This is a genomic window from Leisingera sp. ANG59 (assembly GCF_013317235.1).
In the GTDB taxonomy this organism is placed as follows: Bacteria; Pseudomonadota; Alphaproteobacteria; order Rhodobacterales; family Rhodobacteraceae; genus Leisingera.
Map to the genome: position 1 here is coordinate 1 of NZ_WLCM01000074.1, position 11,304 is coordinate 11,304.

An 11,304-nucleotide genomic window follows, 5' to 3' on the forward strand; every position below is an offset into this window, starting at 1 on the left:
CGCTGTAGCCCTTCATCAGTCAGCACGACAGATTTGGCCCGGTTAACCGGGTCATGGATCAAACCCTTCCGATGCAATCGATCCAGTGCCGACCAGTCCATTCCCTTCCAGGCGCGACGCTCATCATGCAGCGTCAACCAGAGCAGTCCCAGAACCGCGTCGTCGATCTTGTCCTCGTCGATCTCCATGAACAACGGGTATCACATCACAGCGCCAATGGGACCGCGGTCTTCGCCGGAGCCTTACCCTGTGCCCGCAGCTCGTCCAAGTCAGGCAGAAACCCGTTCTCCTTCCGCAGGCGCAGCTGATGCACATCCGCACCAATGCTGGCCGGGATCGAGTAATGCTGCTGATAGGTTGGCACCACCGCCACCACGCGGTCGCCACGCTCGACCAGCGCTTTTGTGCACCAGCATGTTGGCGCCGATGGTGCCATGGGTGACGATCACATTTTCCGGGCCTTGTCCCTGATACAGAGCCGCAATGGCACTGCGCAGCCGGTCCGAGCCCTCGATCGCGCCATAAGTCATCTTCATGCCCAGAAGCTCGGACAAATCAGCAGAGTTTTTCCCGGCCAGCTGCAGCAGCTCCTCGATGGTCAGGCTCTCAACACAAGTCTCGGCGAGGTTCCATTCGCATTTGGTCTCCCACTCGTTCATCCAGATTTCGACACCGAAAGGTTCGATATGCATGTTTCTCTCCTGTCTCTCAAGCGCTGGCGGCGCGGTAGATAGCGTTGGCCACGGCGATATCCTCCAGCCCCAGCCCGATGGAGCGGAAGAACACCATCCGCCCGGTCTCAGGCCCCTCTCAGGTTCCGGCAGCAAGCCCCGCGAGATCACCCCGAAGCTGATCCGCGCTCCAGCCATGATCCCGCGCGGCCAGCACCATCTCCCCGGCGCTAGCCGGCGTGGTCTCGCGATAGTCGCAATAGACCTGCGCTGAAGCCAGGAAGGCGGGCGCAATTTCATGCGCCTCAGCCGCATTGGTGCTGATCGAGGTGACCAGCGCGTCGGGTGCCACCACGGTTGCATCCAGAACCGGTGTCCCCGAAGAGGTGCAGAGCATCACCACATCCGCCCCCCGCGCGGCCTCTTCCGCATTGGCGGCAAACTCTGCCTCCGGGCAGATCCCGCGCCACGCGGCCTGCTTGCCCGCATCGGCGCCCAGGCCCGGCGATTAGACCCGCACCTCCTGCCAATCGCGCAGACCCTGCACATGCCGCCAATGCGCCTGCGCCACGGCGCCGGAGCCGATCACGGCCACCCGCGCAGACCCCTCGCCTGCCAGCAGATCCACCGCCAGCGCCGTGGTGGCCGCGGTGCGTTCGGTCGTCAGCCGCCCGGAATCGCACAGCATCAGCGGCTGGCCTGTCTCCATCGACATCAGCACGGTCCAGGCGGTGATCACCGGCCCGCCCGCGCGCGGCAGATAAGGCGACAGCTTGGCGCCAAAAGTGCCCGCCCCTGAAGCAGCCCCCAGATAGGTGATGAAATCCCCCTGCCCTTCCGGAAACAGCGTCAATGTCTGCGCAGGCTGCACCGCCTGACCGCGGCCCAGGTCTGCAAACAGCGCCCGCATTTCCTGCAGCACATCGACCTGCGGCAGCAGCTGCGCCACGGCTTCGGCATCCAACACAATCGGGGTTATCGTCATCGGCAAATTCCTTCTTTGTCCGAAGGGTAGCGGCCCCCCTGCCCTGCCGCCATCATCCCCAAGGATGATGCATGCCTCCCCGCCGCGTGTTATGGCAGGCAGACCGGAAGGATAACGTGGAATTTCAAGGCACTGACATTGCGGCTGCGAACAGCGCGCTGGCCAGCGTCATCAGCGGCCAGCGCGGCGCGGCCGGGCTTATCGCCGCCGCCCGACCTTTGCTGCCCTTCACCGCCGCCTTCTGCCTTGTTAACCGCCCCGGCCAGCGCCCGCACTACTTGGATGACAGCTACCCGCAAGGCGCCGCCAAGGACGCAGTGCAGCTCTATGTGAACAGCACCTACTTGCTGAACCCGGTCTACAACGCGCTGCTCGACGGGCTGCAGCCGGGGCTCTACCGGATGGCGGACCTGGCACCCGACAATTGGAACCCGGCGCCGGAGACCCCGGGTATTCTGGTCGAGGACGCCGAGGAAATAGGCTACCGCACCCCCGGCTGGCCCGCGGGGCTGGTGGAACTCACCCTGCTGATAGAACTGCCCGGCGGTGCCATGGGCGAGGTCAGCTTTGCCCGTCCTGTGGCGGCCGGCGGTTTTTCCGATGATCTGCTGGACCGGCTGCGCCCCTTTCTGCCGCTGTTCGGGGCAGCTTTCACCCGGCTCTGGTCCCGGCAGGCCCCGGACCTCAGCGCAGCCAAACCAGAGCGGACGCTACAGGACTTTGGCCGCAGCATCCTCTCCCCGCGGGAGGCGGAGATCGTGCAGATGATCCTCAAGGGCCATTCCAGCCTGTCGATCAGTCTGACCCTCGGGATTGCCCTGCCCACGGTGAAAACCCACCGCAAGAACGCCTATGCCAAACTGGGCATCAGCACCCAGCAGCAGCTGTTCAACGCCTTCCTGGAATGGCAGAGCAAGGCGCGCTAGCAGCGGCATTCTTCCCAAGTTCTGAATCACCAGCTTACACCGTGATGGCAATGACGATGATTTTGAGTGTTTTGCCTAACAGTCTTACGCTACGCGCGATCTCTTCAGACCGGGCAAAATGGCAAAGTGCCCTTAGCGGGCAAGAAGTCCAGTGAGTGCACTGACCCGCTAGCACGCCAATTGAGTGCAGTCTTTTCGGGCGCTGCCTCAAGCTTAAGCCAAGGCCCCATTCGAAAGTGGCGTCCCTTAACTTGAGAATGACAAGTCGTGCATCCGCGTCCACATAGCACCGAGCCCAGCTGGATTGCAGTTGATCGATAGCATTGACCCCTATAAATCAAAATGTGACAATATTTGAGCTATAGAAGGGATCTCTATACCTCATGCCATGGAGCTGGAAAATGCCCGGGTGGCCAGGCTTTCGATATGGTGCCTCGGCTCTCGAGCCACTGGAACGGCAGTTTCTGCTGTCTTCCGGCGAGATTCTCGGAGCTGTGCATCATGTCAGCCACTCTGAACGCGAGCAACTCCGCATCGAGCTACTAAGCGATGAGGCAATGCAAACCAGTGCCATCGAAGGTGAGATCCTGGATCGGCTCAGCGTTCAGTCTTCGCTGCGCCGCCATCTGGGGCTGGCGCCTGACAGCTATCCGGCAAAACCGCGGGAGCAAGGTGTCGCCGAGATGATGGTGGACGTTTATTCCAGCTTTGCAGGCCCGCTTTCTCACGAAACACTGTTTCGCTGGCACCATATGCTCCTGTCCCATGACCGCCGTCTTGAAGCCATCGGCGGCTACAGGCGGTACGCGGAAGCAATGCAAATCGTCTCCGGCCGCCTTGACCGGCCGACAGTACATTTCGAAGCCCCGCCTTCAGGTCAGGTCCTGCGCGAGATGGAACGCTATGTTGGCTGGTTCAATACCACCGGGCCGGATGCTCCTGAGCCCCTCCCTGCCCTGACCCGGGCCGGGCTGAGCCATCTTTACTTCGAGAGCGTTCACCCCTTCGAAGACGGGAACGGGCGTTTGGGCCGCGCCCTGGCCGAAAAATGTTTGGCGCAGAACCTCGGTCAACCAAGCCTCATTGCCCTTGCCTTCACCTTAGAAAGGGAAAGGAGAGCCTATTACGACCAGCTCGCAGTGCACCAAAAAACGCTTGATGTGACAGCCTGGCTTGTCTGGTTCGCTAAGATTGTGCTGAAGGCTCAGCAGGTCACACTCGACCGGGTCGGTTTCTCCATCGGTAAGGCGCGCTTCTATGACAGGCACCGGGACCAATTGAACGGTCGGCAAGCCAAGGCAATAGCGCGGATGTTCAGAGAAGGCCCCGAAGGTTTCAAAGGCGGGCTGAGCGCTGAGAATTATCTCAAGATCACCGGCACATCGCGGGCAACAGCAACCCGGGATCTGCAGGATCTCGTTGAAAAGGGCGTGCTCAGCCGTACCGGTGAACGCCGCTATACGCGATATTGGTTGAATCTGAACGAAAAGGCCTAGGACCACGGACCGGTTCCGCGGCCTCTGCTAGTCCGCTGTATTTCTCAGGTGGCGAGTGAAAGAAACGTCCAGTCCGGCTTTCGTTTCAGATCGTTCAGAATTCTGCTGGCGAGCCCGGTATTATTGTTATCGTCATGTTCGCCGGTGTTTCCCAGCCGTCGGATGAATTCGAGAAACATGGGCTTGGATAAAAGATTGAAACTGATGCCCCCGCCGCCAAATGAGCGCCGGGCACTGCCTAAAAATGCCCGCCACGGCGACCACGTGGATGTTGAGGTTTGGCCAATCAGCCTGGTGCCCGATATCTAGTTTAAGTCCCAGTGAAAGATCAGCTCTGTTTCTCTCTACGGCGAATTGTAGCAAGTAGATGCAATCGAGCCTCGCTTAAAGTTGGCCATGGCCAACTTCGCTATAAATGTCGGCATCGAGTTGTGATGCCTGGAGGTTAGAGCTGAAGAACTATCGGAGGTAGTCAGGTGGCAAAGTTCTTTCATTTCAAAATCATCTTGGCTAGAACGGCAAACACTGTCCCGACAATATCCAAGGTTCCAGACTGCGGACTGAGTTGGCCATGGCCAACTGTTGCGTCACTTTTGATGCTTGGTTCACCACCAATCGCTGGAAGGAAGGAAATAACTACGGTTGCAGCTGTCTTGTCTGATGACCAGCAATGATCCTTGTCAAATATCCATCAGGGTTACGAATGCGACTGGCATTGCCTATCAGGTAATCGAGTGTTTTTAGCAGGTGGGTCCATCCCATCGAGGCGATGGCCTTAGCCAAAGTTCTTTCACTCAAAGCAATAAACCTCCCAAGAAGGTAAACCGTTTCTTGAAGCTGTGACAGAGATTTAGGAATGTCGGGGAAGAAGGTAGATACATTTTCGAGTGAGAACCAAATGTCGGAGGCATCTTCGGTGCGCACAAAATCCTGTTTGTTGGCTTTAGTTTCTTTTTTTATTTCTATTTTGTATGTTTCTACTTGGCGGACATTTTGACCGTCTGCGCCGGACATACTAATAGTTTTGGTAACTTGGCTAGAAGATACCGTGTCCTCAGAACGAAGTTCTTCGACCGTTGGGTTTGCTTTCGAAATGTTATCAGGTGAGCTGGACCGATTAGGGTAGGGGGCCTCCTTGGCAATTTCCAATAGCTGATGATGAACAGCACGGACGCCCTCCACTCCGAGCGTTACTCGCCGTAAGACCGTTTTGGCTCCTTCGACAACATCTATGGAGGCTTTGCCCAGTGTGTCGGCGCGGCGAAGGAGTTCTGCCCGCAGAGCCAATGCCTGTGCCCGCAGGCCGCGGATCTCTTCTTCTTCCGCTTTGATCTGCCGAGCCAGGCGGATAATCCGGTCCGCGGCCAACAGTAGCGGAGAAATGTCGATGCCATAGGCATCAATAATCTTTCCGCTTGCCCTAATTGGGAAACGCTTCCCAGTAGCGCTGTCTTTGCGTCTGACCAAACCAGCAGCCACGAGGCGATCGATATTTCGGCGAAGCTTCCGATCGCCCATACCATTTGCACGCTCGCAAATGGCGGCATTAGACGCAAATATGACAAGCAGCATCTCGTGCGTTACAGGAACTTCTGCGCCGGTCATTTGGTCCTGGCAGGGTAGGAAGCTGAGAAGCGTCGCTAGGACGGAAACATTGGTGTCTGTCAGGCCCAAGCGTTTGCGCGCGATTTTGAGTGCAAGCAAAAGATCCTTGCGCAGAACTGGACGGAATTCTGCTGCCTGAGTTCGGGCACAATCCAAGTGTGCCTCGGCACGGGGTACCGCGGTCATTTTGGTTTCCATGTCGTTTCAGACGGCAAAAAGAAACCGTTCACCGAATTCGGTGTTGCAGTGATTCGATTTTGGAGGTACCAAGTAAGTGTCTAAGTTACAGGGACCCTCTGATAAGCTTCACCGCTGTCGGGGGGTTTCTTTTTACGCTCTGTCTGCCTCCTTGTGTTTCTGCTCGTTTTTTGCTGCTCGCTTTCATTAAGTTGGCCACGGACAACCTAATGAAAACAATGACTTAGCGCACTTTCCACTTTTTCAAACACGCCTATGTTCTAGTTTGGGTCCATTCTGAAAAAATCGTTTCAAGGTTTTCTTCAAGGAACCGAATGAATGCCTTACTGGACTTGTCGGCCTGTATTGTGATGCGGGCTTCCTTCGCTTTGAAGCTGACAGCGCCTCCGTAGATCTCTCCGCTCTGAGTAGGGGAGGGGGGGCGGCGAGCCGGTTGGCTGCCCTGGATCGCTTCAGCCTTCTGCATCGCCTTTATCAGGGCGATGAGGCGCTCGTTTGCATTAGTACAGCTTGATGGGATCATCTCGAGGATTGCGCCCTCTCCGAAACCGTTTTCGAGGGTCACCAGACGTCTCAGCTCATACCAAGGTCGGCGCCCGGAATCCCGGGCGGGTCCGATTGCACGGATCACAGAAGCCGGAACATCGCGTACAACGCTGATGAGCTTGCTGAGAGTGCCTTTGTCGACAACCAATGCTTCACAGATGTCCTGCCGGGTGAAACCTGCTTGCTCTAACTTGGCAGCAAAAACAGCTTGCTCAATAAAGCTACGCTGCAAGCGGGCTGAGTTTTCAAGCGCTTGAGATTTCAGGGCTTCCCGGAGATCCATATCCTTGATGAAGGCCTTGACCTTGATGCCAAGGGCGCGGCATGCGGCAATTCGGCGGCGACCATAAACCACTTCGTAACGCGGTCCATCGCCACGGCGGTAACGCACGAGGACCGGAAGCTCTTGGCCGGAGTCCCGAATGGATTCGACCAGGTCATCGAGGCCGTCCTGCACATCGAAGCGGTCAGCAATCTCGGAGTCAGCAATCTCGGAAACATCGATTTCCTGCGCTGATTGCGATGCAACCTGCGTCAGTACATCCGACATGTTTTTTAGCGACTTCGGCGCACCTTCTTTAGAAGGTGCAGGTGATGCCGCTGTAGAGTTATCTGCCGGTTTTTTCTCAGCCATTTGCTGTAGGCTTCTGGCAAGTAAATCACGCTTCATCGTCTACCTCCCGTCCCCAGGCTGTCTGGATCTTGCGTTCGATATCGTCGGCAACGCCGATTATGGATTCGATTGCCCGGTCATATGTTTTTCTGTTTTTTGAACCACTTAAGTCGACCTCAAAAACAGTCTTTTGAGCGAGCCCTGCGTCACTGACCGCAGAAGATTTCACGAACGGGGTCGGGATAACGCTGCTACCTAGGATTTCTTTAATCCATTCCGCAAGGTCTTGTTGAGCACTAATGGAGGTGTCGAAACGGGTCAGCAAGTAAGTGAAGTTATCATACGCTCCGATACCGCCATTTGAATGGAGGACCTCAAGGACGCCCGACGCCATGTCCAGAAACTGGCTGGCAGATGCCAAATCGACCCGTTCCGGAATGATGGTCATGAGAAGGGAAGTCGAAGCGCAGACCGCCGACATGGTGAGATACCCGAGCTGAGGCGGGCAATCGATCATCACAATATCATATTCATCCTCAACCTGGCGAAGCGCATCCCGGATTCGGTTGAAGAAGACTGGTTGCTCGCCACGACTCAATGCCGTAGGGGTTTCGGTTTCGAATTCAGACAGCATGATACCGCCAGGGACTAAATCCAGATTGGGAAAGTAGGACTTCCGCAGGACTTCTGTGATTGGAACGCGGTTTGTCTCGCCATCATTGTAACGGATGGCATCGTAGAGCGTCCCACCATGCCGGAAATCTAACTCAGGCTGGTAGCCAAAGAAGGTTGTGAGTGAAGCTTGCGGATCGGCATCGATAGCAAGGACTCTATATCCCCGAAGGGCCAAGCGCTGTACTAGATGTGCGGAAGTGGTCGTTTTACTGGACCCGCCCTTAAAATTTACTGTGGACCAGATTTGGAGTTTGTCACCATCACGCCGACCCGGCAAAAAATGCAACGGATCCTTGGCATTCTGCGCAAGGATCTTCCTAATTTCGAGTATGTCTTCTGCGGTATAGGACCGTTTGTTACCAGGGCCTTGCTCGACCTCTGGTAGCTTGCCATCGAAATGAGACTTCCGGAGGTATCCGTCACTCACCCGAAGCAGATGAGCCACCTCTGAGGAGGAGAACGTCCTGAGGTGTTTCTCTTCTTTAGGTGCTAGGAACAGCTTCGACATGGCGTCGAGTGCTTCCGAGAGCCTGCTGGCGTCCGCTCGAAGCTTGCTGTGCAATACTGCGTCCATAGTTACTGCCCGTTTTTTGACCTTCTTAGTTCCGTTACTGCCCGGTACGGGCTGATCCACGAGGTGGAGAAACGGCAGTTGAGGCCATATTTGCTTTTTCTCGTTACAGCTATGACCTCATGGCACTCGAATCTCAAGGAAAAATTGGAGCGGTCTAAGATAGGAATACGCGGAAGTTTTGCCGACAACTGGTGGATCTCCTGCAGACTATAGTTGCAAGGTGATTGGTAAGGTGTTGATTTGGAGAAGAAAAGGCATCCACAGCTTATCCACAGGATGGGCAGAGCTGGTAACTTCCCAGCTTGAGACCATCAGGTAGGGCTGTAACGCAAATAAGAGGCGTCCGTACGTAATACCAAAACAACCGTGTCTCAGTTGCTACATGTTTCACTCAGTCTTAGGCCATGTCGAAATGGCTGAGTCAGGCCTAATTCCGTTTCGACGCCACGTCATTCTGCCTGGATTCGGGCGGTACAGAAACGAAAAGGGGGCTGCCGGTTCATCCGGACGACAACCAAAGGTTCACTTGAGTACTGCCTGTCGCCCCAAAGTCCTCAATCTGGACGAAGGTGGGCTAGGCATGGGGGAAAACACACGCTTAGTCGGTGAAGGGCATAGGAGGATTTTCTTGCCTCTTTAGGGGATCCTTCATGGAGTTGTCCGATCCAGGTCGATTTTCAGTTTGATGTGTCAGTTTCAAACGGCGGTTTGAAGGCGTTTGCAATTTTCAGCCATTCACCCCGGTTGCCGGCTGTCCCCCTTGTTTCCTTGTTCCGGCCCGTAAGGCAGGGGCGGGTGCAACGGCGCTGAACGCTGTCCCTGCGCAGATGCCAGCCGGGAAAGACGAAATCGCTTGAGTAATATGCAAAATAGCTACATTTTGCGCACATGAATCGGAGCCCATCTGAAACCAAAGGCAGCGGCACAGATGCCGGAAAAGGCCCCAATGACGGTGAAACCGGGGAGGAGGACCTGTGGTTCCTGCCCGGACCGCCGGAGGAGGAGCCGGACTTTCTGCCGCCGCTGCCGCGCGCCGAGCCGGATGAGCGGGCGCAGGTCGCCAAGTGGCAACAGGCGCAGGCGGCGGAGGCGCTGCATCTGGCGCAGACGGCGGCGCGGTTCGGGGCGCTGGGTGAGCGGTTGCGGCGCGGGCCCGAAGGCTGGCGCCACAGGCTGGCGCTTGCCGAAGCGTCCGGGCTCAGCTGGCTGTCCGGCGACCGGATCTCCCCCGACAGGCTGGGGCTGTGGCAGGCCATGCGGGTCAGCGCGGCCGGCGATGATACTGCTGCACTGCAGCGCACCGCCTGGGCGTTCCGCCGCTTGTCGGGCGGCCCCGGCCCGGGGGCGGATATCGCCGGGTTTCTGGGCCGCCATGACGCCCCGGGCGAAGATCCCTTGTCCGGCAGGATCGCCGGGTGGAATGCCATCATGAAAACCGCATCCGCCCTGCATCCGATCGTCCGCGCGTGCTTTGCCTTTCACCTCTGGCGGATGGCGGGGATCGGGCCAGAGGGCGACGTTCTGGAGGGCGCGGTGATCGCTGCGCGCATTTCGGCCGGCGAAGGGCAGGGCGGGGCCCTGTTTGCGCCGGTGCTGATGAGCGGGGCAGGGGGGCTGCGCGGCGGCGGCGAGCCGCAGGAGCGGCTGCACCGCTGGCTGCAGGCGGTGGACCAGGGGGTTCTCCGGGCAATGCGGCATCTGGACCAGCTGGACCAGTGGGAGAGCGACGCCCGCAGCCGCGCCAAATCCCTGTCGGGCCGCACACCGCCGCGATTGATCGAGGTGTTCCGCAGCTGGCCGCTGGTAACAGCCCCGCTGGCCGAAGAACTGAGCGGCGCCAGCCGCGCGGCGGTGCAAAGGAACATTGCCTGGTTCGAGGCGAAGAACCTGGTGCAGGAGGTGACGGGGCAGGGGCGTTTCCGCGTCTGGCGGGCGTCCCTGAGCGGCGCGGCCTGAGCGGGTTTACGGGCCGGAGCGCCGCAGCTGCCCAACAGCACCGGATTTGGCTGCGAATTCCCAAGCCGCCGCAATGGCGGGTTTATGCGGTCGGGCAGTGGGGCTGCACTATTGCGTTCCTTCGCCTTCTGAAAACCGCTATCGGCAGATATGGATACCTGGGTTGTCATCTCCTTCATTGCCGTGCTGTTTTTCCTGATCGGCACGGCGGAGCCTTTGGCCGCGCGGCTGCGGCTGCCGTACAGCGCCATCATTGCCGTGATCGGCATCGTGCTGAGCCTTGGCGCCAGCTTCTTTTTGCGCACCGAACTGACCGATGCGCTCAACCCCGTGGCGGAGGCGATCCTGGGGCTGCCGATCCAGGCCACCATCGGAATGGACCTGCGCGAGATGGTCGGGGACGGCGTGCCCATCATCGTTCTGGCGGTGATCGCCGTTGTGGCGGCGACCGGGCTGGTGGGCTATTCGCTGCACTGGGCGAGCAGCCTGCCGCTGACCGCCTGCCTGCTGGTCGGCTCCATCGTCTCGACCACCGACCCGTCGGCGGTGGTCAGCATCTTCCGCTCGATTGCCGCGCCCCAGCGCCTGACCCGGATCGTCGAAGGCGAAAGCCTGCTGAACGATGCGGCGGCAATTGCGCTTTTTGGCCTGTTCTTCGGCTTTGTGATGGTCGGCGTTCCCGATCCCTCGATGCAGGAGGCGCTGGCGGGCTTTCCAATGCTGATCCTGTGTGGTGCGCTGACCGGCTGGCTGGCAACAAGGGCGGCGGTCTGGGTCATGAGCCTGTTTGCGGATTTCATCCTGGCGCAACTGTCAACGCCGTTTCAATTTTCCCCAAAAGTGCCGAAGTAAAATTCCCCACTTGCTCGGTCCCGGTGATCAGCCGGCGTTAGTGATCAGCGGCTCCATTCCTTGTCTTTGGCGGTCGCCCGCGGCGCTTCGGCGGAGGCGGGGGAGCGATCGGGGCGTTGGCGCGGACATGCTCGGGTATGAGGTCGGCATGGCTGCGCAGGCGGTAGCTGGCACCTTCGATCTGTATGACCACAGCGTGGTGCAGGA

General features: G+C 58.3%; 8 protein-coding genes and 2 pseudogenes. 4 read left to right on the top strand and 6 right to left on the bottom strand.

The window, feature by feature from the left end:
• From GKC28_RS25275 to GKC28_RS25285, 3 genes and pseudogenes are all read right to left on the bottom strand, one after another.
• Positions 1–188 (bottom strand): DUF6429 family protein (locus GKC28_RS25275; protein ID WP_174148167.1); only part of this gene is annotated, 188 nt, incomplete at its 3' end.
• Between the two features lie 81 nt (positions 189–269).
• Positions 270–692 (bottom strand): hypothetical protein, encoded by a 423-nt coding sequence (locus tag GKC28_RS25280; RefSeq protein ID WP_368041171.1) that lies wholly within the window; start codon positions 690–692, stop codon positions 270–272.
• Between the two features lie 118 nt (positions 693–810).
• A pseudogene (locus GKC28_RS25285) lies at positions 811–1,656 on the bottom strand (ornithine cyclodeaminase family protein).
• A 116-nt stretch (positions 1,657–1,772) separates the two neighbouring features.
• Here GKC28_RS25285 and GKC28_RS25290 point away from each other — a divergent pair.
• Both GKC28_RS25290 and GKC28_RS25295 read left to right on the top strand, forming a co-directional pair.
• Positions 1,773–2,582 carry a LuxR family transcriptional regulator gene (locus GKC28_RS25290; RefSeq protein ID WP_174149710.1) on the top strand — a complete coding sequence of 270 codons (810 nt, stop codon included), beginning with the start codon at positions 1,773–1,775 and terminating at the stop codon, positions 2,580–2,582.
• A 383-nt stretch (positions 2,583–2,965) separates the two neighbouring features.
• Positions 2,966–4,078, top strand: coding sequence for a Fic family protein (locus GKC28_RS25295; RefSeq protein ID WP_174149711.1), 1,113 nt, complete (start codon positions 2,966–2,968; stop codon positions 4,076–4,078).
• Positions 4,079–4,714: 636 nt separating this feature from the next.
• On the opposite strand, the gene repC is transcribed toward GKC28_RS25295, so the two are convergent.
• From repC to repA, 3 genes are all read right to left on the bottom strand, one after another.
• The gene (gene repC, locus GKC28_RS25300; protein ID WP_174149712.1) at positions 4,715–5,881 is read right to left on the bottom strand and encodes a plasmid replication protein RepC; all 1,167 of its coding nucleotides are present in this window, start codon (positions 5,879–5,881) and stop codon (positions 4,715–4,717) included.
• Between the two features lie 253 nt (positions 5,882–6,134).
• A complete protein-coding gene (repB, locus tag GKC28_RS25305) occupies positions 6,135–7,097 on the bottom strand; it encodes a plasmid partitioning protein RepB (RefSeq protein ID WP_174149713.1) in 963 nt (320 codons plus the stop codon).
• On the bottom strand, positions 7,087–8,289 hold the full coding sequence (repA, locus tag GKC28_RS25310; protein WP_065268738.1) for a plasmid partitioning protein RepA: 1,203 nt from the start codon (positions 8,287–8,289) through the stop codon (positions 7,087–7,089). The genes repB and repA overlap by 11 nt, the downstream gene beginning before the upstream one ends.
• A gap of 888 nt (positions 8,290–9,177) precedes the next feature.
• On the opposite strand from repA, the gene GKC28_RS25315 reads away from it, so the two are divergent.
• Together GKC28_RS25315 and GKC28_RS25320 are read left to right on the top strand one after the other, a co-directional pair.
• Complete coding sequence (locus GKC28_RS25315) at positions 9,178–10,245, top strand: hypothetical protein (RefSeq protein WP_174149714.1); 1,068 nt, start codon at positions 9,178–9,180, stop codon at positions 10,243–10,245.
• A gap of 150 nt (positions 10,246–10,395) precedes the next feature.
• A pseudogene (locus GKC28_RS25320) lies at positions 10,396–11,061 on the top strand (cation:proton antiporter); the annotation flags it as partial.
• Between the last annotated feature and the right edge of the window lie 243 nt (positions 11,062–11,304).

What these genes read in the sequence shown, in the direction of transcription:
- GKC28_RS25280 (WP_368041171.1), bottom strand. Translation starts at nt 692, where the DNA reads ATGCATATCGAACCTTTCGGTGTCGAAATCTGGATGAACGAGTGGGAG.
- GKC28_RS25295 (WP_174149711.1), top strand. Translation starts at nt 2,966, where the DNA reads ATGCCATGGAGCTGGAAAATGCCCGGGTGGCCAGGCTTTCGATATGGT.
- repC (WP_174149712.1), bottom strand. Translation starts at nt 5,881, where the DNA reads ATGGAAACCAAAATGACCGCGGTACCCCGTGCCGAGGCACACTTGGAT.
- repB (WP_174149713.1), bottom strand. Translation starts at nt 7,097, where the DNA reads ATGAAGCGTGATTTACTTGCCAGAAGCCTACAGCAAATGGCTGAGAAA.
- repA (WP_065268738.1), bottom strand. Translation starts at nt 8,289, where the DNA reads ATGGACGCAGTATTGCACAGCAAGCTTCGAGCGGACGCCAGCAGGCTC.
- GKC28_RS25315 (WP_174149714.1), top strand. Translation starts at nt 9,178, where the DNA reads ATGAATCGGAGCCCATCTGAAACCAAAGGCAGCGGCACAGATGCCGGA.